Origin of the sequence: Alistipes sp. CHKCI003 (assembly GCF_900021155.1) — a bacterium.
Classification (GTDB): Bacteria; Bacteroidota; Bacteroidia; order Bacteroidales; family Rikenellaceae; genus Alistipes; species Alistipes excrementavium.
The window spans coordinates 1-24,518 of the sequence record NZ_FCNT01000018.1 but is presented as its reverse complement, the minus strand read 5'-3'; the positions used below and the strand labels follow the sequence as shown (position 1 = coordinate 24,518).

Below are 24,518 nucleotides of genomic sequence, written 5' to 3'. Positions count from 1 at the left end.
TGTACGCTTATTTATGATGTTAGGCTCTGGTAAGCCCTGCGATAAAATAAGCAACAACCCCACGCTCGTATCCGTATGGATATGGCGGGAGATTAGGTCTGCTTATTCTCATCGCAATTAAATTTACCAGATTCAACATCGAGAATAAACTTACGCTTCCGTAGTTCGTATGTTCCACAAATTTAGGAAACATTTTCGGAAAAACGCATAGCCCTAACTCCTTTTCGGGGTTGTTGCCCTTATTTTTGATTCTATGGTGCTGGCATAGCCTTATTTATTTAGTCATTACATAAAAACAGACCTTGCAGTCGGTTGTCAGTCCGTCTGCAAAGTCTGTCGTTCGTGTCATTCGCTCCAATCGTTGTATTCGTCGGTCGGATAGAAATCGGGAAAGAGGTCGTGGAAATGGAATGCGAAAAACGCCATGTCGGTACACATCGTCTGGCGAAAGCATGTGCCCATTGCAAAATCTTCGTCGTAAACATTGTAGTCTACACATCCGAACGCGATGCTTTGACGACCGATTTGCTTCTCGCCCTCTGTAAAGCCGATGTAATAATAGGATTTTTGTCCTGTCCTGCGGTTGAATCGTCGGTTGAAAAGAATCGAATCCTTTTCAATCGTGTAGGCAAGATGATTACGCTCCAATAGCCGCCGAACGGATTGCATCGACAACTCTACATTCTTGACTGTCCCCATTTTTTGAATGTTTTGATTTATGATATAGTCGGGACAGGATGGGGGACCCGTTTTGAAGCGTAATAATCTATTCGTGCTACATGGTTTTCTTGCCTTTATTTTGTTGTTTCTGCAAAAGTAAATAATCGGATTCAGATTTGCAAGGGGAATCAGTCGATTCCCCCGCAAATTCTCTGAATTACATAATCCATGTAGATAGCCTGCCCGCTGGACTGTCTGCCCCACCAGTAGCAACCGTATTCCTCGATGATAACCTCGCCTTGCTCTTTCAGCCGTTCGGCCAGCCAAGAATCAATCAGCCACCATTCCATGACATCATCCGCGAACGGATAAAGATATTCTTCGGAAATAAGGTTTGCCCGTATCATTTCCTCGATAACCGTGCTTTGATTCTTCAAAACACAATTCTGTACTATTCGTTGCGCATTCATATAATCGGTTGTTGCGAGTTCATGCGTATTAGCCATCGGTTTGCAAAATTTGTGTGGTCAGCCTGTCTTTCCTCGGCGCAATTCTCCATTCCGTTTTCTGTCGGGTACGCACTATGCGATTCAATGCGGAGAGTTTTGTTGCAGTAATAGTACGGGATAAATTGCTTTGTACTTGTGTCAAATGCAAAATTCATTTCTGTATTCTGCGCAAGTTTACCTTTAGCTTCGTAGTATTCTACCAGCGAAATAAGGTTGTACTTTCCATTGCGCCCAATCATTGCGGCACGTAAGCGTGTGTAAACTCCGTTTCCGTGGTCGATTCTGTAAGCCCGCACGGCTAACAAGGCTTTCAGAATTTCTGTCGCCCTTTCATTTAATGTTTTCATGGTCTGTAAAGTTTAGAGTTATTCCCCATTACTTGTAAAAAGATAACTCCATTCATAACCAACTAAACAGGGCGGCATATCTCCATGTAAGAATAGTTTTCCGATTCTATATAATTCCGATAATTTTATGCTGTTAGATGGTTTCGGGCATAAATAGGGGTGGTCTGTTTTATGTGGAATCCTATTAAATAGTAAGTAAAAAATTCGGTTTCCCATCTGAAAAGGGGGAGGGGTGAAAAAGAGATAGTATCTTCACAAGCAAAGAATAGGACCAACTTTGCAAGGGGGTCTTAATTTACCCCCTTTGCGAAAGTCGGTCCGTTTTTCCTCTCTAAAACTCGAACATCTTTTTACCGAGCAGATAGGCTTTGTTGCCCTTAATTCGTGGCTTGTCATCGGCAATCTCGAAAAACAGCTTGACAATCTGCCTGTCTACACGCCCCTTGAATGGTATTCCGTTATCGGTTATCAGTCCCCGCAGAAAACCGAGTATTTCAGAACAGAGCACCAAATCGCCCGTATTGTATTTCGCATAGACGGCTCGTTGCATCTTTTCGGAGGTCATCAATCGGTTCTCCTCCACGTTCTCCAACGCTGCCTTGATTCTGCGCCTGTCATAGCCCAGTTGCCCGATGCGCTCTTTACCGAGAATCGTTGCCGCTTCAATGATTTCTGAGAACGTATCGCCTAATTGTCCGCAGAGAAATGTTTGTTCTGCGTCGGGATTCTGCCGTTGGATTCGGTCGATTTGTTCTACCACCTCGCGCCATAATTCCGTCGTTCCTTTTATTTGGGCCTGTGTCCGCCGCAGACGGTCTTCGTCGGTCAGGTCGTAATCTACCTTATGAACGGCCAACTGGAACGGGGCGTCTTTGTACTCCTCCTCAATCGTTGCGGAGGATCGGTAGAGGGCTTCCAGTCGGGCATCCGTCCATGCGTTGTCCCACATGAACCAGTTTCGATTGCCCGTGCGCGTTACGAAGCGTTTATAGTCCATCCCTTGCAAGGCTTGCGTAAGGGTTTGGTGTTCGATTTCGCCCTCAATAGGCAACTCCCGTATTCGGTTGTAAATCCGTTCTTGACATTCGAGGTTATGGAACAACTTGTCGCGCGAAACGCTCTGCAATCTGTCGCAGGTATTCGTTATATGGTACGCCTGCTCTATGCCGTTACGAAATCGCCCGATGGCCTGCACGACCTCGGTCTGCGGGTCTATCATCGAATAGGGAGCATGGAACACATCCGTAAGCACGATTACATGCGGCTTGTAGTCCAGTTTAATGTCTACCGCCGAGTAGAACCGACTGGTGAAAAAATTTACTCCTGCAAGTTCGGACAAGCGGTCGCTTACATCGGTGAAATTCTGCTGTTTGAGTTTTCGGACGCTCTTATCGGCGCAAAACACTTTACAACGGCCCTCCAATTTGAGCGTCTGAATCAGTCCCAAAATCGTATCGGTCGAATTTATAAAGATGCAGACCGTTTCATCTTTCAACCGTACAAGTAATTTTCGGAGTATCCGCACCGTATTGTTCGTGACGCAAAGTGTCAGCGGTCGGCGGTAGTCGTAAGTGGGAGCAATCCGCACCATTTCAAAATTCTGTTCCTCGAAACGCGGGTCGGAGGGCAGGATCGGAGTTGCCGAGACCATTGCCTTATTCTTGAATCTGAAAAAGTCCTCGACGGGTAGGTAAATATCCCCGCGGTAGCCCACATCCTGTATGGTCTTTTCGCACTCGTCGAGCAAGAGGAAATAATCGTCGTACATCGGAGTATGGGTTTCGTACATGGCGGGCAGGACCTTTTTATCGAAGCCTTCGGGCGTGGTGATGATCTTTCTGAATCCATCTTCTTCGCCTGCAAGAAACGCCTTGACATCCTCTTTGGTTATCCCCTCGTAGACAGCAAATAAAGATGGGTGTTCCGCTTTTTTGCCGAGGATAACGGGCACATTCGGTTCAATGATGATCGAGTGCCGTTTCGCATGTACGATCTCTCCATAGGTAGCACCGCAACCCGTCAGCGTTTTGTTAAGGATCGTATTCGTCGGGATTTCTTTATTGGGGAGTATATCGGAAAGAACCTGCCCCCGCTTGATTTCGATCGTTTTTTCGACCATAGATAAAAAATTATGGGGAGCGAGCGGCGAAACCCGCTCCCCTGTTTGACTTATGTTAGGCGAAAAGTGCCGTTACATCTTCTATTGCTTCGGCGGGCATCTTGATTTTACCATTCGGGAAAATCCACGAATGGGTCAGATAACCCGTACCGCTTTCCGCGTCTTGGGTGTATTCTTCCCGACGCTTGGTAGTGTATCGGCGGATTTCCGCCTCCAACTTTTCCAGCCATTCACCCTGACAGCAAATTTCGCTATCAGCGTCGCAGTTGTTAATTTCGGGGAGTTCCTCGCCCAGCAGAGCCGCCAGCAAATAGGCCCAAATCTGAGCATTCAGCAAAAGTTTGCCTTGCAACTCGGTCTGACCTTTACGTAGGCCGACCCAAACGTAACCGCAACCTGCGACATCCACGCGGGGCGTAATGATGATGGTGTCCAAACCCAGCCCAATGGCTTTCTGCATAACGCCTACCATTTGAGCGTTGTTCTCGTACTTCATCTGTACGAAACGCATTACGGGTTTCTCTTCAATTTTGGTTACCGTCTGAACGGTGGTGGCAAGCGAGCTTACTTTCTTCGGCTCAGTCGCAGAAATAATTAAATTATCCATTTTTTTAAAATTATTAAAATTAGTATTCGAGTTAGCGATTGTGTTTACAAGCGTTTTCATAATCGTTATCTTCTTTATTAAGTTTTGTCGCCGCCTCTTTCGGGCTGTCGGCTACTCCCTGCAACTTTGGTCGGCCGTACGCTCCGACCTGTTGCTTTTCAGGGTTAATACGGGATATTTTCCCCTTTTGTTTTCCGTTTTGAGGTAGATATTACAGGCTCTATTTGAGCCTATTATTTATCTCTGGTTTTCAACTGTTTACAGTTTGTACTTCATCGGTCGTATTTTTTCATTTTACCGCCTCTTTTGCAGGCTGTCGGCTACTCCCCGAATCTCTCGAATAACCGTACGCTTTATTCGCGGATTCTGGCTTTTGAACCTGCATAAATCCAACCTTTGCAGACTTTGAAAAAATAGAGAATAGCCCTTAAAAATAGACCTATTCATTACCTTTGCTATTGAAAATGTTATAAAATATATTGAAAAAGCATTGTAAATCTGTCGGTTATGACAAAACGGCAGATGTCATGACACTGGCAGATTTTTGGCAGAAAAAAGAAAGGGAACCGCGATAAACGGCTCCCTTAAATGGTATGGTTATATAGTCCGATCAGTCCAATAGCGGAAAATCAAAATCTTGCATGATAACCTGCCTCTGCAATGGTATCGGTCTGAATCGTGGTGTTATGGCCGAGGGTTTCAGATAGGCGGCAAGATCGGCACGGATTCGATCGGGACTATAGGCCCCATCCCACCCTTTATTATCGGAATAGCAACCCATCTGCCGTGCAAAGTCGTGAATAAATGCGCATAATTCGTTCGGCATATCGGGCTGGCTGGGTATTGCGTTTTCTTCATGGAGCATTCGGTAAATGCCGTATGCAACTGCCGAATAGATGGCATTATCCTTTTTTCGTCCCGCAGACGGTTTGCGCCATTGAATATCTTGCCGTGCTTTCTCGGCTGTCTGTACTTCGGGAAAATAGCCTGCAAGTTCCTTTTTAATCAGACGGAATAACCAGTTATCGCTGTTCGGAATAGAAATCTTTTCCTTGATCCCGTTGTTGGTGCGAATTGTGATAGCGGTCTGTTCGTTGCCTTGAAATGCCCGTGCCTCCATTTGCTCCATAAAAAGCAACAGGTGCGCCCATTCGCTTTGGTATATGTCCCAAGTATGAAACTGAATAAGGTCATTGTATTCGTTTTCGTCGATCTGCCGTTCACGGATGCAGTAGGCCACCAGCAATAGGGCTTCCTCTATTATCGGGGTAATTGTCCCGTAAGAGTTGATAAGCGACAACAAATCATGGCATTCGAGGTGTCGAAACGGCAAAACCAGATTGCAATCCTCTTTAATGCCGTACTTTACGTTATTACCCTCTCGGTGAGGTATCAGACATTTGGCATCCGAAAGTTCTTTGTTGAAATAGCCTGCCGTGATGCCGAAATATTTTTCCAGTAAGGGCAGGCAAGCGGTGAAATATTCGGTCGTTACGGGGTAAAAGGTTTGTTCTTCTTGCATAGGAGTATCTTTATAAAGACGAATTTACAAAATTTCGCATTCTGACGCAACCGACGACCGCAGAAAAAAGAAAAGGGACTACCCGATGCAAGCGGATAATCCCTTAAAGAGTAGGACCAACTTTGACCGAGGGGTTATTTTAAGACCCCTCGGAAAAGTCGGTCCGAGTTTTTGTCATAGCAAGTTTTGCATAGCCGCGTCGATTTGGCTGTTCTCGAAAGAATCCAAATAGATTTGTGTCGTGGATAAATCGGAATGACCGAGCGATTCGGAAATGATTGCAATGTTCACTCCCGACCTTTTCAGCACGGTAGCAAACGTATGCCGAGCGACATAGGTAGTCAGATGTTCGATGCCAACCCGCTGCCCGATTTTACGTAACCAACGATTCGTGTTCGTCAGCACCTTATGCGTTCGGTCATATCTCTGCTGTTCCGTCCTATGCACACGGCGGTCGAGTATCGGAAAAATATAATCTTCATCCGTCTGTCCTTGTTGCTGGTATTTGACAATGATATTCCGCATTTCTTCCGTCAGCAGAAAATTGATAGGCTTGCCCGTTTTCTTGCGAACGTATTGCACCCGTCCGTCCCGTACATTCCCGTATTTCAGCAGGGCGATGTCTGCAAAGTTAATCCCTGCTCCGAAATAGCTGAACACGAATATATCACGCGCCAATCGTTCGGAGGGATAGCCTTGTGATAAGTCGAGTGCAATAACCTTGCGCACATCCTCTTTCGTAATGGCCCGTTTCTTCGTCCGCGTATCGAATTTGCTGACTTTATAGGTATCGAACGGGTAATAGTCCCGTTTCACCAACTGCAATTCTACCGCCTTGTTGAACACGCTACGCAACGTTCGAAAGAGCTGGCTAATGGTCGTATCACCGCAACCGCTCGTCCGTAACCAATTCTCGTAACGACGCAACCACACGGCGTCAATGTCGCTGAACGGAATTTGCAACCGCTGTCCCGTGAATTTCAGCAACGATGTACGGGAGTATTTGTAAACGCCTGCATTGCCGAGTTTACCGCCGCGTTTCATGTCATCAATCAGTTTATCGTACAATTCAACCACCGTAGCGCAACGGACTTGGTTATGAAAATGGGACACGAGCGTTTCCACCGTGTATTCGCGTTGCTGGGAGGTCATTTCGACAATCAAATCGTTGTATTCCGCCGTTTTTGCGGCTATCAGCCGTTCGATTTGCTCTTTGTTGGGACAATTCCGTTTGGGCTTGCCTTTCTCGAAATCCCAAAACTTTTCGTGCAGGGAAAGGCCGAGCGAAACGTATTTGCGTTTGCGGTCTTTCGTAACTCGGAGCATTAAAGGAAATGTGCCGTCTTTGAGCGGCTTGGACTTGTAACAAACAACCTCTACGGTAGCTTTCATCGTGTAAATCTCGGTTTACACACTGGTTTACACAAACGGGCAAAAAACGTGTAAACCGACCACGGAGGTACACAAAAGAAAAACGACCTACATTGCTGTAAGTCGTTGATTTTCAGTTGTGGGAGCTGAGGGATTCGAACCCCCGACCCTCTGCTTGTAAGGCAGACGCTCTGAACCAGCTGAGCTAAGCTCCCTTAAAAATGGCTCGGGACTGCAAAGGTAATTCATTTTTAACGAACTCCAAATTTTTTCGGAAAAATTTTTCGTTCATCCGACTTCGGCGTCGACCTTTCTGAAAAGACCGCCCTTCGCCGTATTCATAAGAACCCTCGTGCAACCTTCGCGCATCTGCGCCTGAACAAGGACTTGAACCTAGGACCCCATGATTAACAGTCATGTGCTCTAACCAACTGAGCTATTCAGGCTTCGAAAACCGATCTTTCCCGGTTTCGGTGTGCAAATATACGGCAAAATTTCTTTCGTGCAAAATTATTGCCCGTTTTTTTCGCAAAAAATATACCTTTGCATCGGATAGCACATAACGAAGATCATGACAACGAAACGCTGCATCGCATTTTTAATACCGATATTCTGCACTTTGCAGGCTCATGCCCAGCAACCTCTGCGCTTCGATCCGGCCGAATGGGACTTCGGCCGGATCCGCGAAGCCGACGGCCCCGTAACGCACACGTTCACCGGGACGAACGTATCGGACAGCCCCGTCGTGATCCTGCACGTCTACTCGTCGTGCGGCTGCACGGTCCCCGAATTTTCGCGCAAGCCCATCCTGCCGCACGAACAAGCCGAAATCCGCGTAACCTACGATCCGGCGAACCGGCCGGGCGTTTTCTCCAAGGAGCTCGCCGTCTTCGATTCCGAGCGGAACAAAATCGGCACGATCCGCATCCGCGGGACGGTCGAAGAGCGCGAAAAGACCCTCGCCGAACGCTATCCGGTCGAGGCCGGACCGCTCCGCCTCACGCAGAATCTCTGCACGTTCGCCTACCTCTATCACGGCCGACCGGCCGAAGCGACCGTCGGCGTCGCCAACCCCACCGGCCGGGCCGTGCGGCTGGAGCTCGTGCCGGACCGGTGCAGCGGCTTCCTCACGGCGGAGCAGCCCCGCACCCTCGCAGCCGGCGCATGCGCCGAGATCGTCCTGCGATACGACCTGCCGGAGCGTTCGACGCACTACGGCACGGTGGAGGACGTGCTGACGCTGCGGATCGACGGACGCGACGCCCCCGTACGGCTCATGGCGCACGGCATCGCCGTGGACAATCCCGAGCTTTCGAACGAAATTTACGCCCCGAAGGCCGAAATTGACAAATATATGCTTAAATTTGGTGTCCTCAAACGCGGGGCCGGACTGCAAAAGAGAGCCTTCAGGCTCACCAACACAGGTCTCGGAGCTCTGACGGTCAAGGCCGTAGAGACCGAGGGCGGCGTGGGCTGCACGCTTCGCACGGGGCGACGGATCGAAGCCGGCAAGTCGGTTACGGCCTATGCGACGGTCGATCCCTCCGAACAGGAGCACGGACTGGTCTCGGGACGCATCACGGTCATCACGGACGATCCGGCGCGCCCGATGCGGCGGCTGCGGATCACGGCGGTCGTGGAAGAGTGAACGGACGGGATGGCCCGACGCAGCAAGAGGGGGGGGGAGCAGACGGACTCCGGAGAACGAGCCCGGCAAGAGGATGAGCAGAGAACGGAAGAAGAAACACACATATATATAATAATACGGAATGTTTGAAATTCTCGAAAAAAGGTATCTGGCAGAGGGTATCTGCCTGATGCGAATCCATGCACCGCGCATCGCCAAGTCGGCGCTTCCCGGGCAATTCGTGATCGTCCGTTCGGACGAATACGGCGAGCGGGTGCCGCTCACGATCTCGGACTACGACGCCGAAGCGGGCAGCGTAACGATCGTAACCCAGACCATCGGGGTCTCCACGCGCAAGATCTGCGCGCTCGAAGCCGGCCAATGCTTCGCCGATTTCGCGGGGCCGCTCGGGCACCCCTCCGAATTCGTGCACGAACCTCTCGACGAACTGCGCAAAAAACACTTTCTCTTCGTCGCCGGCGGCGTAGGCACGGCCCCGGTCTACCCGCAGGTCAAATGGCTGCACGCACACGGCGTGAAGGCCGATGTCGTCATCGGCGCCAAGACCCGGTCGATGCTCATCTACACCGACGCCATGCGTGCCGTGGCCGATACGCTCTACATCGCCACGGACGACGGCAGCGAGGGCTTCCACGGCATGGTTACGGGTCTGATCCAAGAGCTGATCGAGAAAGAGGGCAGGAAATACGACGTCTGCGTAGCCATCGGTCCGATGGTCATGATGAAGTTCGTCGCGCGCACGACGGCGGCCTATCCGCTGAAGACCATCGTGTCGCTCAATGCGCTGATGGTCGACGGCACGGGCATGTGCGGCGCCTGCCGCGTTACGGTGGGCGGCAAGACCCGCTTCACCTGCGTCGACGGCCCCGAGTTCGACGCCCACGAAGTCGACTTCGACGAGGCGATGCGCCGCCAAGGCATGTACCGCACGCAGGAGCAGCGTGCCGCGGCCATCGCCGCCGAGCGCGCCGAAGGGCACGTATGCAGAATCGGACTGGACAAATAGTGCGGTCCGGCCCATCCGACTAACCTGAAAAACAGACCAATAAAACAATGGCAAACAAAATACCGCGCGTTCCCGTGCGCGAACAGGATCCCAAAGTCCGTGCGACCAACTTCGAGGAGGTCTGCTACGGCTACAATCAGGAGGAGGCGATGCTCGAAGCCTCGCGCTGCCTCCACTGCAAGAATCCCCGTTGCGTGGCGGCCTGCCCCGTGAACATCCGCATTCCCGACTTCATCCACGAGGTCGGCCGGGGCGACTTCCGCAAGGCGGCCGAAATCATCGGCGAGGACAGCTCGCTGCCCTCGATCTGCGGCCGCGTCTGCCCGCAGGAGAGCCAGTGCGAAGGTTCGTGCGTGCTGGGCATCAAGGGCGAGCCGGTGGCGATCGGCAAGATCGAACGTTTCGTGGGCGACTGGAAACTCCAAAACGGAGGTACGGCACCGGCCGTCGCACCCCGCAACGGCCATAAGGTGGCCGTGATCGGCAGCGGCCCGAGCGGTCTGGCCTGCGCCAGCGACTTGGCGAAGATGGGCTACGAAGTGAAGATTTTCGAAGCGCTGCACAAGGTCGGCGGCGTGCTGGTCTACGGCATTCCCGAGTTCCGTCTGCCGAAGGAGCGCATCGTCGCCCGCGAAATCGAGCAGGTGAAGGCGCTGGGCGTGGAGATCGAGACCGACGTGATCGTCGGCCGGACCGTAACGATCGACGACCTGATGGACAAGGAGGGCTACGACGCCGTCTTCATCGGTTCGGGCGCCGGGCTGCCCCGCTTCATGGGTATCCCGGGCGAGAACCTCAACGGCGTGGTCTCGGCCAACGAGTTCCTCACGCGCGCCAACCTCATGCACGCCTACGATGCACAGTACGACACGCCGATCTACGTCGGGCGGAAAGTCGTCGTCGTGGGCGGCGGCAACGTGGCGATGGACGCCGTGCGCACGGCCAAGCGCCTCGGCGCCGAGGCCGTGATCGTCTACCGCCGCAGCGAGAAGGAGCTGCCGGCCCGCGTCGAGGAGGTGCACCACGCCAAGCAGGAGGGCATCGAGTTCCGGATGCTGACCAACCCCGCCGAGATACTCGGCGACGAGAAGGGCTGGGTGCGCGGTCTGCGCTGCGTGGAGATGGAGCTGGGCGAGCCCGACGAGAGCGGACGCCGCTCGCCCGTCGAGAAGCCGGGTTCGGATTTCGAAATTCCCTGCGACGTGGTGGTCATGGCACTGGGCACCTCGCCCAACCCGCTGTTGGCCGCGACGACCGCCGGGCTCGAAACCAACCGCCGCGGCTGCGTGATCGCCGACGGGAACGGCGCGACGAGCCGCCGCGGGGTTTTCGCCGGCGGCGATGCCGTAACGGGTGCCGCGACGGTGATCCTCGCCATGGGCGCCGGACGCAAGGCCGCGCGCGCGATCGACGAATATGTGAAATCCAAATAATCTTCGGGCCCGCTGCCGCCGCTGCGGGGTCCGGCGGAGCTGGTGCTCCGCAGCAGCAGTCGACCGGCAGGCGCAGACCGCGGATCGGCACGGACGGACGATTCGACAATCGGATGCGGCGGCGCAAAGATCGTACGACGCACATACCGTCGCATCCCCGACAATTAAAAAAAGATGAAAAACATCCGAATTCCGGCGTTCGCAGCCGCCGCCTGCGTTCTTGTTGCGTGCGGCAGCGAGCCGAAGCAGTACACCGGCGTCATCGAAGAGGCTTCGATGAACACCGTCGCCGTGAAGAGCCTCACCGAAGAGCGGACGATCGTCTTCTCGACCGCCGATGCGGACATGAGCGACGCCAACGGGCTGTTGATCGGCAACATAGCTACCGTATACTACAAAGGCGAACTCCGCGGGACCACTCCTGCGACGAAGGTCTCGACCGATCCCGCCTATGCAAAAGCCGTGGGCGAATGGACGATGCCCGACCCGCTCGCGCCCGACAGCCTCGAAATGGGCATCCGGCTTTCGGTCGAAGGTGAGGCCGAGTCGATCCGCATGGCCACGCTCCGCTACACGGCATGGGAACTTCAGGGCGAAACGGACCGGATCGTGCTCACGGGCGAAAGCGAAGGTTCGGGCGGAACGATGCGGTTCACGCAGACGGCCGTACTCGGCACGAATGCCGAAGGCCGCGAGACCCTTTCGATCGAAGGTACGGAGATCGTGCTGACGAAACGGACGCAACAGGGCGTGCCGCACCCGTATTCCGCCGCAGGAAGCGCAGTGTCATGACATGCGACCGAACGAGGCTGGCCGACGAATCGTCGGCCAGCCTCGTTCGGTTCGTGCGGCTTATGCGAGCACATTCCGAATCCGCAATTCTCGGCGAGCCGGGAGGGGGCCTTTTCATATCCACGGCCATACGGCCCCATTCTCAGGAATACGGACCACGAGCGATTAAAACCGCGGACCGGCCGGCTCCTGCGATTCCGAAGATTTCGGCTCCCGACCGCCGCGGCACGGAGCACCCGACCGACGGCCCGCAACCCTTTATCGCACATCCCTCAGGCTCCGAACCCGGGACCGACATCTGCCGATGCCGAACGGCTCCGGCCGCAATCCGCGCCGGGAGCATGTTCCGGTCCGCATGCCGACCGCCGGAACGGAGCGCCTAATCTTCGGAAAGCTCCCGCCGGTTTTCCCGGATCAACCCGGCGACCGTCTCTTCGAGACGGGCGAATTTTGCATCGTCATAGCCCTGTTCGACCATCCGTACCGTGCCGCCGGCATCGGCCACGAAGAGTTTCGGGAACCCGTTGTCGGCGAATCGCCCGAAGACCTCGCCCGAGGCATCGTAGCAGAGCGGAAAGGTCGCGCCCGCGAGTTCCACGAACCGCGCGGCGCTCTCGGCCGTCTCGCCCGAGCCGATGGCTATGAAGGCGAATTCATCGGGAGAGTAGCGGTCCACGATCTCCGGACCGACGCGGCCCAACTCCTTCAGGCAGGGAGCGCAACTACCGATCCAGAAACTAACGACGACCGTCTTGCCGCGCAGGTCTGCGCTTCGGATCGTCTTGCCGTTCTGGTCCCGGACGGTAAAGGCGGGCAACTCGTCGCCCTCGATGCAATACCAGTTCGTAACCGTTACTCCCACAGGCTTTCCGCCGATCCGGACCGTATCCCGCTGCACACGGCGCTGGGCGAAGAGCGGCGCCGCCAATGCCGCGGACAAAACGAACAACAACAACTTTTTCATATTTTTCATACCTCCAATCCTCCGCATCGCGACGCCCGGTCTCCTCACTTTCCGCCGCTTCCGGCGAGCATCCGCGCCACGCGGTCGGCGATCATCCGGGGCGTAACGGCATGGATGCAGCGGTAGTCGCCGTAACGGCACTCCTTCTTGCCGTAGACCGAACAGGGGCGGCATGGCATGTCGGCCTGCAACACCCCCGCGGGGTCGATGCCGTAGCCGATATAGCCGAGCGAAGGGTGCGTCGCCCCCCAGACCGACACCACGGGCGTCGCCACAAGCGACGCCAAGTGCATGACGAGCGAATCCATCGACACCACGCAGTCCTCATGAGCGATGAGCGCCATTTCGCCGTCGAGCCCGACGCGCCCGTATACTCCCGCGGCATTCGGATAAAGCGCCTCCATCTCCTGCGCGAAAGCCTGCTCGCGGCCGCCGCCACCGTGGATGAACACCCGGTCGTACCGCTCGCACAGCAAGCGGACCGCCTCGCGGCTCAGCTCTTCGGGATAGGTCTTCCCCGTCTGGGCCGAAAAAGGCGCGAAACCGATCCACACACCCCGCTTCTCCCCCATCGGATTCGCCCGTTCGCGCCGGACGGCCGGGGCCGGATCCGCGAATTCGAACCCCAGCCGGCGGAACGTGTCGCAATAGCGGACGACGGTGTGCTTGAGCGGCACGGCACAGGTGTTGCCGCTCTTCAGGCGCATCCACTTCTCCAGATGGGCCTTGTCGATGTGGGCCGTCTTCACGCCGTGCATCCGCATCGCCAGCCGGAAGCTCTTCGTCCGCCACACGTCGTGCACGTCCGCCACACCGTCCACGCCCATGCCGCGGACCCGTTTGGCCAATGCGAACATGCTGCGCATGGTGTGGTGTTCGTCGCGCGTGTCGATGTCGAGAAAATCCACGTCCAGCCCCTCGAAAAAGGGGCGGAACAGAGGCAGAGTCGCCACCGTAACCTTCAGGTCCGAATAGGCCGACATCAGCGCGCGCAGGGCGTGCGGCAACATCGCCACATCGCCCATGGCCGACGTGCGGATGACCAGAAGATGACGGGGCAGCGCTCTACTTCGACTTGGCATACAGCACGGGGTTGAGCGAAGGATCGTTGTACATCTTCATCTGCTTGTAGGTTTTCATGTACTTGCGTCCCGCTTCGATATCCTCCAGCAGCTCTTCGATGGCCGTCGAAAGATCCATCCGCTGCGCGTTCAGCACGTCGAGCTTGCGGCGGCAGGCGCCGAGATGCTCCTCGCCGACGTCCGTGCGTTCGGTCTCGCGGGCCATGTGGTAGATCTTCAGCGCCAGAATCGAGAGACGGTCGATCGCCCAAGCGGGTGTCTCGGTGTTGATCCGAGCATCGGGGCGCGCCTCCACCTCCTTATACTTGTCGAGCAGCCACGAGTCGATGTACTCCACCATATCCGTCCGCTCCTGATTCGACTTGTCGATGCGGCGTTTGATCTTCAACGCCTCCGCAGGGTCGATCGCCGGATCGCGGATGATGTCTTCCAGATGCCACTGCACCGTGTCGATCCAGTTCTTCAGATAGAGCAGGTATTCGACGGACCCCTCCGCATAGGGGTTGGCGATCGGACGGTCCACGTCGTCGTAGCGGTGATAGTCGGCAATGGCCCTGTCGAAAATCTCGTTTGCGTTCTCGGTAAACATAGCGTTGCGTTTAATATTGTAATTTTCCGCAGAAAATTATACCTTTGTTCCATAAAGACCAAACAAAGTTAATGAATATTTACAAAAAAGCAATATCCGCCCTCTTTTTGTTCGCAACTTTGCCCCTCGTCTCCGCGGCCCAGCTCCGCATCACCAAGGAGGAGTATATCGACCGCTACAAGGCGATCGCCGTAGCGCAGATGGAACGCTACGGCATTCCGGCGAGCATCACCATGGCACAAGGCTTGCTCGAATCGGACGCCGGCAACAGTTGGCTCTCGCGCGAATCGAACAACCACTTCGGCATCAAGTGCAAGACGAACTGGACCGGCCGGAAGATCTATTACGACGACGACGCCAAGGGCGAATGTTTCCGCTGCTACCCGTCGGTCGAGGCTTCGTACCACGACCATGCCGAGTTTCTCGACTCGCAGCCCCGCTACGACTCGCTGTTCGCCTACTCGTCCACCGACTACAAGAGCTGGGCGCGCGGCCTCAAGGCCGCCGGCTACGCCACGGCCCCGGACTATGCGCAGCGACTCATCCGCATCATCGAGGAGAACCAGCTCTACCTGCTCGACCGCGAGGACGGCATGAAACGCTACGACGAAGCCCGCAGCCTCACGAGCACCGACCCGCTCGACTGGCTGCCCGACCAGAGCACCGTGGAGCGCGCGGCCGCCGCCGATTCGGGCATCGACCCCGACCAGTACCGCGTAACGATCAATGCCCACAACGGCTACAACGTCTACATGACCAACGGCGTGCACTACGTGCTGGCCAAGGAGAACGATACGTTCGAAAACATCGGGCGACGCTTCCGCCTCTCGGCCCGCAACCTGCGCCGCTTCAACGACCTCAGGGGCAAGGCGCAGCCCGTAACGGGCGAAGTGGTCTACATCGAGCGCAAGAAGAAACGCTGGGAAGGGAACGCACTGGTCCACACGGCCCGCGAAGGCGAGACGGCCTACGCCGTCGGCCAGTCCTACGGCATCCGCACCCGCTCGATCGAGCGGCTCAACCGGCTCAGACCCGGAGAGGTGATCGAAAAGGGCCGGCAAGTCAGAATCCGCTGAAAACAAAACCTACGATAATCTTTTATGGAACCAACCTCCCCGAGGAGCCGAATCCTCGACGCGATCGTCCGCAAGTCCACGCTCAAGCAGCGCGTTTTCGACAACACGTTCGCGGCTTTCAACGAACTGAAGGAGACCCTGCTGGAGATGGCGTCGGAGATGGACGACGAGCTGGACGGCAAACTCGACCGCCGCGTACGGCTCGAATACCGCGACCGGGGCAAGTTCGAAGCGCAGATGCAGATCGCCGACGATCTTCTGATCTTCCAGATGCACACCGACGTCTTCGAATTCCCGGAGGACCACGCCGTCCGGCGAACCCCCTACGTCGAAGCCGATCCGGACAACTCCTACTGCGGCATCGTCAACATCTACAATTTCCTTTCGGACTCGTTCAAGTTCAACCGCAATGCCGACGAAGGCTACCTCATCGGACGCATCTTCATCAACCGCGAACGGCGCTATTTCGTCGAAGGCAAAGGCCAGACGGGCGTCAAGGCCGCCTCGTTCGGCACGGCCGAAATCGGGCGCGAAGCGCTCAAAGGCATTCTCGAAGCGGCCATCGCCTTCGCACTGGGCTTCGATCTTTTGGTACCTTCGTACGAAGACGGCAAACGTGTTACGGTAGACCAGTTCAACACCAAACTCGATAACTCGAAGTTCGTAACGGGCAAACGCTTGGGATACGAATTCGACACCGAAGACATCTGACCCATGAAAAAACTGCTGACCCTCGCGGCGCTGGCCCTCGCGGCCGCGGCCGCACATGCCCAGAGCTACGACGAGATCGTGCGTCTGCGCTCGATGAACGAGACCGTGCGGGGCATCCGCTCGATGGCCGACGGCGTACACTACACCGTCTTGGAAGACAACACGATCCGCAAATACGCCTATGCCGAAGCATGTGCGGGCGAGACGCTGCTGCCCGAGACGCCCGACAGCTTCGCGATCGCCGACTACCAGCTCTCGCCCGACGAACGGACCATTCTCGTCGCCTCGGGCAGCGAGCCGATCTACCGCCACTCCTACACCACGCGCTACTACCTTTCCGACGCACGGGGACTTCGCCCCATCATGCTCGGGATCGACTCCACGCGCGACGCATCGTTCTCGCCCGACGGCCGTCGGATCGCCTTTTCGAGCCGCAACGACCTGTGGCTCTACGACATCGAAACCGAGAGCGTGCGCCGAATCACGCAGGACGGCGCTTGGAACCGCATCATCAACGGCACGACCGATTGGGTCTACGAGGAGGAGTTCGGCTTCACCAAAGCCTACGCCTTCTCGCCCGACAGCCGCCGGATCGCCTACCTGCGTTTCGACGAGAGCGAGGTCCCCGTCTTCGAAATGATGCGTTTCGACGGCAAACTCTACAACGAAGCCTACACCTTCAAATACCCCAAGGCCGGCGAACGGAACTCCACGGTGGAGCTTTGGCTCTTCGACATCGACACCGGCGCCCGCACGCGCATCGACACCGGCGCCGAGACCGATCAGTACATCCCCCATTTGGGCTGGACCCCCGACGGGCGGCTTTACTTCTACCGCGTCAACCGCCTCCAAAACCGGTTCGAGGTGGTGCTGTGCGACGCCGACGGATCGCAGCGCACGATCTACGAAGAACGCTCTCCCCGTTACGTGGAGCGCGTACACGCCTCGACCGTAACGTTCCTCGACGAGGACCGCTTCGTCGTCATGGAGGAGACCTCGGCCGGGCGCATGCACCTCTATTTGTACAGCATCGGCGAGGGTCTGCTCCACCCCATCACCCGAGGCGATTGGGAGGTTACGGGAATCGCCGGCCTGACGGACAAACGCATCTACTACCTCTCGACCGAGGCATCGCCCCTGCGCCGCGACCTCTACAGCATCACGCTCGACGGACGCAAGAAACGGCGCCTCACGGGCGGCGACGGCTACTACACGATCGCCCCAAGCCGCGGCATGAAATACTACATTTCGACCTTCTCCAATGCCTCGACCCCCAACCGCGTCGAGATCCGCACGGGCGAGGGCAAGCTGGTCCGCACGCTCCGCACGAGCGAGGCGCTGCGCAGCGAACTGGCAGCCTCGGAGCGCCCCGTCAAGGAGTTCATCACGATTCCCACCGAACGGGGCGACACGCTGAATGCATGGATCCTGCGGCCGCGCGGATTCGATCCGTCGAAACGCTATCCGATCCTCATGACCCAGTATTCGGGTCCGGGTTCGCAGCAGGTCGCCGACCGCTGGTCGCTCGATTGGGAGGATGCCCTCGTCGACGCGGGCTATGTCGTGGTCTGCGCCGACGGACGCGGCACGGGCTTCCGCGGCGAAGCATTCAAGAAATGCACCTACGGACAGCTCGGGCGGCTCGAAGTCGAGGATCAGCTCTCCGTGGCCCGCTACCTCGCGGCGCAGCCGTGGGCCGATCCCGCACGGATCGGCATCTACGGCTGGTCCTACGGCGGTTTCATGGCGCTGGGCTGCGCGCTGAAGGGCGACGGGCTCTTCAAGATGGCGATCGCCGTGGCTCCCGTTACCTCATGGCGGTTCTACGACTCCATCTATACCGAGATTTACAACGGACTGCCGCAGGACAACCCCGCGGGGTATGACGACAACTCGCCGCTCAACTTCGCCGAGCGGCTCGACGACACGCACACGAAACTGCTTATCGTCCACGGCACGGCGGACGACAACGTACACTTCCAGAACACGATGGAGATGGCCCGCGCGCTCAACCGCTGCGGCAAGCAGTACGACATGATGGTCTATCCCGACCAGAACCACTCGATGATGCCCCACGACATGCGCAACGTGCGGCAAAAGATGGCGGAGTACACGATCGAGCACCTCTGAGGCCCTGCAACGGCGGACTCCTGCCGGAACGGAGATGCCGCATGCGGGAGAGCATCCCGCATGCGGCATCTTCGTTGCGAAGGGCGGCCGACCGGCTCAGACGAAGCTGCTTCCGGAGCCGGTTCGGAGCCGGCAATGCGGGCGCATCCGGATCGCGCAAAGCACGAACCGGATCCCGACAGGGAGCGACCGGAGCGCAGAGAGGCGGGACCGCAAGCGACGCGGAGGCGGCCGCGAACGAAGCCGCGAGGAGCGATGACGACGGATTCCGTGCGAAAGGAAGCGTCCGACAAGTCTTTACACCCTCTGAGGATTCGAGTTCGGAAATACCCCCGGATAGCAGCAGGCACAAAAAAGGGCCGACTAAACCTGTTAGACAGCCCATCAGACAGCCCCGATCCATATCCGGACGAATCGTTCGCGGCTTGCGGCGCCCGATCACGCAAACGCACGAGGGGCTTCCGAGGAGTTTTCACCCATCCGGGAATCGTCCTTTCGGGGAAAGGTCTCGGACAGCGGCACGAAAAAAAGAGAGGCTGTCTAACAAGTTTTTTTAACGCTCAGAGAATCGCGTATTCGGAAAAGTTCCCGAATAGCGGTACGAAAAAAAGGGGGGGGGCTAACACGTGTCAGACAGCCCCTCCTTCGTCCTTATCTCTTTTCGTAGCGTTCGCCGACCGTCTTCCAGTCGATTACATTCCACAGGGCGGCGATCGCGTCGGCGCGACGGTTGCGGTAGTCGATGTAATAGGCATGTTCCCACACGTCGAAGCACATGAGAGGTTTCATCCCGTAGCGAAGCGGGTTGCCGGCATTCTGCTCACTCATGACGGCCAGCCGGCCGGCCTTGTCCTCGACCAGCCAAACCCAGCCCGAGCCGAAGAGCGCCGTACCGGCTTTACTCATCTCAGCCTTGAAGTTCTCGAACGATCCGAAGTACTTGTCGACGGCCTCGGCGAGCTTGCCGGTGGGAACGCTCTGCGGGGCGGGCGAAAGGGTGTCGAAGAAAAATTCGTGGTTCCACGCCTGTGCGGCGTTATTGAACAGCGCACCGTCCGACGAAACGACGATGTCTTCGAGCGGCTGCTGCGCAAAGGGCGTATCGAGGGCGAGCTCGTTGAGCTTCGCCACATAGCCCGTATAGTGTTTGTCGTGGTGGTAACGCATCGTCTCCTCGGAAATGTGGGGCGCCAGCGCATCGTAGGCGTATGGCAGGTCGCGGGTTACGAACCGCGCTTCGGTTGCCGTGTCGGTTGTCATAGCGGTAATGAAGATTAAAAGTGATACGATTGACGGTTGCATAGGCCGCAAAAACTATTCCGCAACCGGTTCGAACGCCCATTTTCCCTCGCCGCACACGGGACAGATCCACCCGTCGGGCAGATCGTCGAACGAGGTTTCGGGAGCGATTCCGTTCTCGGGATCGCCCGGCCCGGGATCGTAGATGTAGTCGCAGACAATGCAGCGGTATTTTTTCATAGGACCGGTTCGTTTTTGCGATCATGCTAACAAATATAATACCTTTATTTGTATTTATCCGGAAATTTTTTGTAATTTTGGGCAAAATGCTTACGAACTATAATCTCTAAAACCTTTTTACAACTATGGAATTGCCGTACGCAGAACCCTACAAAATCAAAATGACGGAACCCATCCGCCCCTCGACCCGCGCCGAACGCGAACAGTGGATCCGCGAAGCCAAGTACAACCTCTTCAAACTGCGCAGCGAGCAGGTTACGATCGACCTGCTGACCGACTCGGGCACCGGCTCGATGAGCGACCGTCAGTGGGCCGCCATGATGACCGGCGACGAAAGCTATGCCGGTGCATCGTCCTACTTCCGCCTCAAGGAGATGGTCGGCAAGCTCTTCGACATGCCCTACTTCCTGCCCACGCACCAAGGCCGCGCCGCCGAGAACGTGCTCTTCTCGGCGATCCTCAAGGAGGGCGACATCGTCCCGGGCAACTCCCACTTCGACACCACGAAGGGCCACATCGAGTTCCGCCGCTGCCACGCCGTAGACTGCACGATCGACGCCGCGGCCGACACGCAGCTCGAAATCCCCTTCAAGGGAGAGATGGACCTCGGCAAACTGGAGAAGATCCTCAAGGAGAACCCCAAGGAGAAGATCCCGTGCGTGGTGCTGACCATCACCAACAACACGGCCGGCGGCCAGCCCGTTTCGATGCGCAACATCCGCGAGACGTCGGAACTCTGCCACCGCTACGGCGTGCCCGTCCTGTTCGACTCGGCCCGCTTCGCCGAGAACGCCTACTTCATCAAGACGCGCGAGGAGGGCTATGCCGACAAGAGCATCAAGGAGATCGTACGCGAGATTTACAGCTATGCCGACATGATGACCATTTCGGCCAAGAAGGACGGCGTGGTGAACATGGGCGGTTTCGTGGCCATGCACTCCGAGGAGCTCTACCGCAAGGTAATGCAGTACAGCATCATGTTCGAAGGTTACCTCACCTACGGCGGCATGTCGGGCCGCGACATGGACGCGCTCGCCGTGGGTCTGGACGAGAACACCGAGTTCGCACAGCTCGACGCCCGCATCCGGCAGGTGAAACTGCTGGGCGACCTGCTCGACGACTACGGCGTACCCTACCAGCGTCCTGCCGGCGGTCATGCGATCTTCATCGACGCCAAGAAGATTCTCCCCAACCTGCCGAAGGAGGAGTTCATCGCCCAGACGCTCGGCATCGAGCTCTACCTCGAAGCGGGCATCCGCGGCGTGGAGATCGGCTCGATCCTTGCCGACCGCGATCCCGAGACCCACGAGAACCGCTATCCGAAACTGGAGTTGCTGCGTCTGGCCATTCCGCGCCGGGTCTACACGGACAATCACATCCGCGTGATCGCCGCCGCCTGCCGCAACATTTACGAGCGCCGCGAGTCGATCACCTCGGGCTATAAGATCACGTTCGAGACCCCGATCCTGCGCCACTTCACCGTGGAGCTGGAGCCGGTGAAGAAATAACGGCTGCTCCGCTGCCAACGACAAGAGGCTGTCTCTGACTTGTCAGACAGCCTCTTGTCATTTGCAGCGCCCATACAAAGGGTCTTTCCCGGCAGACTACCCGCAGAGGATTAAAAACCGGTTGGGCCCTCTCTCGTTCGAACGTTACGCACGCCAAGCCCCCTCGCGAATCCAGTGAAGACGACCGCAAACACAGGGATATTCCGCCTCATATCCCCGTGCGGATGCCGCTGCATCGGCAACCCAGACCGAAAATGAGTTCTGCCGAGGGGGGGGGCGGCGAAGATTTCCGGCGGAGTTCGGCAAGGGTTTTCGGCGGGATTCGGCAGGAGTTTTCGGCAAGAGTTACGAAGAATGTTTTCCGGGGCCTCGGACACTTGGAGGGTACTCGTTAAGGTAATCCCGACAATGCGGCAAATCCGGCCGGAACCACCGCTTTACCGGCATGCGGCAGGGGTTCTGCCGAGGTATTCGCAGACGGATTGCAGGCAATTTTCAAGGGCTCTTTCGACCGGTGCCGCAATTTCGGTTCGAACACCCCGTCCGAGCAAGGCACGACATATCCCGATGCTGTCCGAACGAAATCGCAAACCGTTTGCAACCTTCGAATCAGGGAAATAGGCTGTAATCTGCTGCTCCATAATTCGTCTGCCTGCTTTTCCCGCTCCCTGCTTTCGACGTGTCCCGCCCGGCACGTCTGTCGCAAATCCGAACGAAAAACCCCGACGCACCGACTGCGACGGGGTTTTCGTTCGGAAAGCGCGCCGGACTACAAGGCGCCTATCTCATAGAGGACCTTGTTCGTCTTGCGCACGGCATCGGCCGATGCGGCGAATTTCTCGGCCTCCTCCTTCGTAAGGTCGATCTTCACGATCTTCTCGACGCCCTTGCGGCCGATCACGGCCGGCACGCCGATGCAGATGTCCGACTGCCCGTACTCGCCTTCGAGGTAACAGCAGCAGGGCACGATCTTCTTCTGATCGTGGAGAATCGACTCGACCATCATCGAAGCCGCAGCGCCCGGAGCATACCATGCCGACGTACCGATGAGTTTGGTCAGCGTAGCGCCGCCGACCATCGTATTGGCCACGGCCTCCTGCAATTTCTTTTTCGACGCGAACTGTGCGACGGGCACGCCGTTTACCGTCGCCTTCGACAGCAGCGGCAGCATCGTCGTATCGCCGTGGCCGCCGATGACCATGCCGTCCACGTTATTGATGTTCGCGCCCGTGGCTTTCGCCAGATAGCATTTGAAACGCGACGAATCGAGCGCGCCGCCCATGCCGACGATGCGGTTCTTGGGCAGCCCCGAAGCCTTCAGCGCCAGATAGGTCAACGTATCCATCGGATTGGCGACCACGATCACGATCGCACGCGGCGAATACTTGATGACATTCTCGATCACGCCCTTCATGATCTTGGCATTGGTGCCGATCAGCTCCTCGCGGGTCATGCCCGGCTTGCGGGGAATACCCGAAGTGATGACCACTACGTCCGAATTGGCCGAAGCCTTGTAGTCGTTGGTCGCACCGACGAGTTTCGTATCGAAATCCATCAGCGTCGAGCACTGGTACATATCCAGCATCTTACCCTCGGAGAGACCCTCCTTGATGTCGATGAGAACCACTTCGCTCGCCACCTCACGGCAGGCCATCACATTCGCACAGGTAGCACCCACGGCGCCTGCGCCCACAACGGTAACTTTTGACATAACAATTTGGTATTTATAGATTTCTATGTTTCGTATCCTCCGTCAACGGCCTCCTCGTCGCCTTCGAATCCCCTTCCGGACCGAAACCGTGCCTCGATCGCTGCGGGACCGCTCCAATCGCCCCGTCCGTCGGCAAAGCGACCTCAACCGATCAGCTCCTTGTACTGGTCGGCGCTGAGCAGTCCGTCCACTTCGGCCGGATTCGACAGGCGGACCTTCACGAGCCAGCCTTCGCCGTAAGCGTCCTTATTCACGACGGCGGGATCGGCATCGACGGCCGGGTTGAACTCCAGAATCTCGCCCGAGACGGGAATGAAGGCATCGCTGACGGTCTTCACGGCCTCGATCGAGCCGAAGACGTCGCCGGCGGCGAGGGTCTCGCCCACGGTCGGCACGTCCACGAAGACGATGTCGCCCAACTGGCTCTGGGCGAAATCGGTAATGCCGACATAAGCCGTGTCGCCTTCGACGCGGCACCATTCGTGATCGTTCGAATACTTCAGGTTTGCAGGTACGTTCATAATGCGTTTCTATTTTAAGTGGTAGTTTTCGGGTAAAATTCATGCAAATATAAGTGTTATTTTCGTAACAGCAAGTAATTGCGGCGTTATTTTACGACCCGGTCCTCAAAAATTCCCGCCCCGCTACCGTCCGCGGACGAACAAGGTTCGAATCGGATCGGCAGCAAGACCGCAACGCAGGCCCGGCCCGTCTCGGTCGGCCCGCCGCTTCGGTCCGAACCTGCCTCAAGTCTCCCGCGCTTCGGTCCGAATTCGTCTCTGTTCCTTCTTCGGGTCTCACCGTCGGATCGCCTCGTCGGTCCGGCCCGTTCGCCGCCTGCTGATCCGCCCCCCGGTTCGGGCCGTGCCGGACACCTTTCCGCGTGCGCGCGTCGCGCACGGCGGGGCTTCCTGTCCACGGCCTTACCGGCGGTTTTATATCATACCCCTCGAAGTTTTCCACCCCGCAGCCCGCACGAACTTGCAGAGCCGGGAAAAATCGCGTACATTGCAGGTGAAGATCGAGTGTGCACACTTAATATTTCTCGCCTGTGAATAAAAAATTGTTACTCCCGATCCTGTGTGCTGCCGCGTGGTGGCTGCCGCCGTCCTGTTCGGTCGACACCACACCCTCGGAGCCGCCCGTCCGGGACGGGGCGGGCCTCACCGCGGCCGCGGCCCGCGAATTTTACGAAACCGCCCGTCCGGTCCGCACCCGCTCGGGAGAAGCGACCGCCGGGGCGCTCACGCTCGG

Annotated in this window: 23 protein-coding genes and 2 tRNA genes; 9 read left to right on the top strand and 16 right to left on the bottom strand. The window is 56.8% G+C overall.

The features are described from left to right. Positions 1-345: 345 nt before the first annotated feature. From BN3659_RS02895 to BN3659_RS02855, 9 genes are all read right to left on the bottom strand, one after another. Positions 346-699: a hypothetical protein gene (locus tag BN3659_RS02895; RefSeq protein WP_091534452.1), complete on the bottom strand. Its 354-nt coding sequence runs from the start codon at positions 697-699 to the stop codon at positions 346-348. A gap of 149 nt (positions 700-848) precedes the next feature. Then, on the bottom strand, positions 849-1,130 hold the full coding sequence (locus tag BN3659_RS02890) for a hypothetical protein (protein WP_091534451.1): 282 nt from the start codon (positions 1,128-1,130) through the stop codon (positions 849-851). Beyond that, on the bottom strand, positions 1,127-1,516 hold the full coding sequence (locus BN3659_RS02885; protein ID WP_091534450.1) for a DUF6908 domain-containing protein: 390 nt from the start codon (positions 1,514-1,516) through the stop codon (positions 1,127-1,129). Before BN3659_RS02885 ends, BN3659_RS02890 begins: the two co-directional genes overlap by 4 nt. Positions 1,517-1,847: 331 nt before the next feature. Continuing rightward, positions 1,848-3,635 carry a hypothetical protein gene (locus BN3659_RS02880; RefSeq protein ID WP_091534448.1) on the bottom strand — a complete coding sequence of 596 codons (1,788 nt, stop codon included), beginning with the start codon at positions 3,633-3,635 and terminating at the stop codon, positions 1,848-1,850. A gap of 55 nt (positions 3,636-3,690) precedes the next feature. Then, entirely contained in the window at positions 3,691-4,302 is a 612-nt protein-coding gene (locus BN3659_RS02875) for a hypothetical protein (RefSeq protein WP_091534446.1), read from the bottom strand. 550 nt (positions 4,303-4,852) lie between these two features. Then, a complete protein-coding gene (locus BN3659_RS02870; RefSeq protein ID WP_091534445.1) occupies positions 4,853-5,764 on the bottom strand; it encodes a hypothetical protein in 912 nt (303 codons plus the stop codon). Between the two features lie 174 nt (positions 5,765-5,938). Next, positions 5,939-7,156: a site-specific integrase gene (locus BN3659_RS02865; protein WP_091534443.1), complete on the bottom strand. Its 1,218-nt coding sequence runs from the start codon at positions 7,154-7,156 to the stop codon at positions 5,939-5,941. Positions 7,157-7,275: 119 nt separating this feature from the next. Further along, positions 7,276-7,350, bottom strand: a tRNA-Val gene (locus BN3659_RS02860). A 157-nt stretch (positions 7,351-7,507) separates the two neighbouring features. Next, a tRNA-Asn gene (locus BN3659_RS02855) sits at positions 7,508-7,581 on the bottom strand. 125 nt (positions 7,582-7,706) lie between these two features. Between BN3659_RS02855 and BN3659_RS02850 the strand changes: the two genes are divergently transcribed. From BN3659_RS02850 to BN3659_RS02835, 4 genes are all read left to right on the top strand, one after another. Continuing rightward, positions 7,707-8,783, top strand: a complete 1,077-nt coding sequence (locus tag BN3659_RS02850; protein ID WP_091534441.1) for a DUF1573 domain-containing protein — start codon at positions 7,707-7,709, stop codon at positions 8,781-8,783. Positions 8,784-8,904: 121 nt separating this feature from the next. Beyond that, a complete protein-coding gene (locus tag BN3659_RS02845) occupies positions 8,905-9,789 on the top strand; it encodes a sulfide/dihydroorotate dehydrogenase-like FAD/NAD-binding protein (RefSeq protein WP_091534439.1) in 885 nt (294 codons plus the stop codon). Between the two features lie 47 nt (positions 9,790-9,836). Continuing rightward, positions 9,837-11,222, top strand: a complete 1,386-nt coding sequence (gene gltA, locus BN3659_RS02840; protein WP_091534438.1) for an NADPH-dependent glutamate synthase — start codon at positions 9,837-9,839, stop codon at positions 11,220-11,222. 174 nt (positions 11,223-11,396) lie between these two features. Beyond that, positions 11,397-12,014, top strand: a complete 618-nt coding sequence (locus BN3659_RS02835) for a lipocalin family protein (protein WP_091534436.1) — start codon at positions 11,397-11,399, stop codon at positions 12,012-12,014. Positions 12,015-12,393: 379 nt separating this feature from the next. Here the strand turns inward: BN3659_RS02835 and BN3659_RS02830 are convergent, their stop codons facing one another. Genes BN3659_RS02830 through BN3659_RS02820 form a run of 3 tightly spaced genes read right to left on the bottom strand, consistent with a single transcriptional unit; the run spans position 12,394 to position 14,649 of the window. Next, positions 12,394-12,978 (bottom strand): peroxiredoxin family protein, encoded by a 585-nt coding sequence (locus tag BN3659_RS02830; protein ID WP_171847684.1) that lies wholly within the window; start codon positions 12,976-12,978, stop codon positions 12,394-12,396. Positions 12,979-13,022: 44 nt separating this feature from the next. Beyond that, complete coding sequence (locus BN3659_RS02825) at positions 13,023-14,060, bottom strand: glycosyltransferase family 9 protein (protein ID WP_091534433.1); 1,038 nt, start codon at positions 14,058-14,060, stop codon at positions 13,023-13,025. Beyond that, a complete protein-coding gene (locus tag BN3659_RS02820; protein ID WP_091534431.1) occupies positions 14,044-14,649 on the bottom strand; it encodes a DUF4254 domain-containing protein in 606 nt (201 codons plus the stop codon). Before BN3659_RS02820 ends, BN3659_RS02825 begins: the two co-directional genes overlap by 17 nt. 71 nt (positions 14,650-14,720) lie before the next feature. Between BN3659_RS02820 and BN3659_RS02815 the strand changes: the two genes are divergently transcribed. Genes BN3659_RS02815 through BN3659_RS02805 form a run of 3 tightly spaced genes read left to right on the top strand, consistent with a single transcriptional unit; the run spans position 14,721 to position 18,566 of the window. Next, positions 14,721-15,725, top strand: coding sequence for a glucosaminidase domain-containing protein (locus BN3659_RS02815; RefSeq protein WP_091534429.1), 1,005 nt, complete (start codon positions 14,721-14,723; stop codon positions 15,723-15,725). 24 nt (positions 15,726-15,749) lie between these two features. Then, entirely contained in the window at positions 15,750-16,436 is a 687-nt protein-coding gene (locus tag BN3659_RS02810) for a hypothetical protein (RefSeq protein WP_091534427.1), read from the top strand. Between the two features lie 3 nt (positions 16,437-16,439). Next, a complete protein-coding gene (locus BN3659_RS02805; RefSeq protein ID WP_091534425.1) occupies positions 16,440-18,566 on the top strand; it encodes a S9 family peptidase in 2,127 nt (708 codons plus the stop codon). A 651-nt stretch (positions 18,567-19,217) separates the two neighbouring features. Here BN3659_RS02805 and BN3659_RS02800 read toward each other — a convergent pair. Both BN3659_RS02800 and rd read right to left on the bottom strand, forming a co-directional pair. After that, positions 19,218-19,826: a superoxide dismutase gene (locus BN3659_RS02800; RefSeq protein WP_224757847.1), complete on the bottom strand. Its 609-nt coding sequence runs from the start codon at positions 19,824-19,826 to the stop codon at positions 19,218-19,220. 54 nt (positions 19,827-19,880) lie between these two features. After that, positions 19,881-20,045 carry a rubredoxin gene (gene rd / locus BN3659_RS02795; RefSeq protein ID WP_091534423.1) on the bottom strand — a complete coding sequence of 55 codons (165 nt, stop codon included), beginning with the start codon at positions 20,043-20,045 and terminating at the stop codon, positions 19,881-19,883. 125 nt (positions 20,046-20,170) lie between these two features. Here rd and BN3659_RS02790 point away from each other — a divergent pair, with 125 nt between their 5' ends. Then, positions 20,171-21,553: a tryptophanase gene (locus tag BN3659_RS02790; RefSeq protein WP_091534421.1), complete on the top strand. Its 1,383-nt coding sequence runs from the start codon at positions 20,171-20,173 to the stop codon at positions 21,551-21,553. A gap of 769 nt (positions 21,554-22,322) precedes the next feature. On the opposite strand, the gene mdh is transcribed toward BN3659_RS02790, so the two are convergent. Next, positions 22,323-23,264, bottom strand: coding sequence for a malate dehydrogenase (gene mdh / locus BN3659_RS02785; protein WP_091534420.1), 942 nt, complete (start codon positions 23,262-23,264; stop codon positions 22,323-22,325). 143 nt (positions 23,265-23,407) lie between these two features. Beyond that, the gene (gene gcvH / locus BN3659_RS02780; RefSeq protein WP_091534418.1) at positions 23,408-23,785 is read right to left on the bottom strand and encodes a glycine cleavage system protein GcvH; all 378 of its coding nucleotides are present in this window, start codon (positions 23,783-23,785) and stop codon (positions 23,408-23,410) included. 530 nt (positions 23,786-24,315) lie between these two features. On the opposite strand from gcvH, the gene BN3659_RS13260 reads away from it, so the two are divergent. Further along, a partial coding sequence (locus BN3659_RS13260; protein WP_141682467.1) for a hypothetical protein occupies positions 24,316-24,518 on the top strand: 203 nt, incomplete at its 3' end.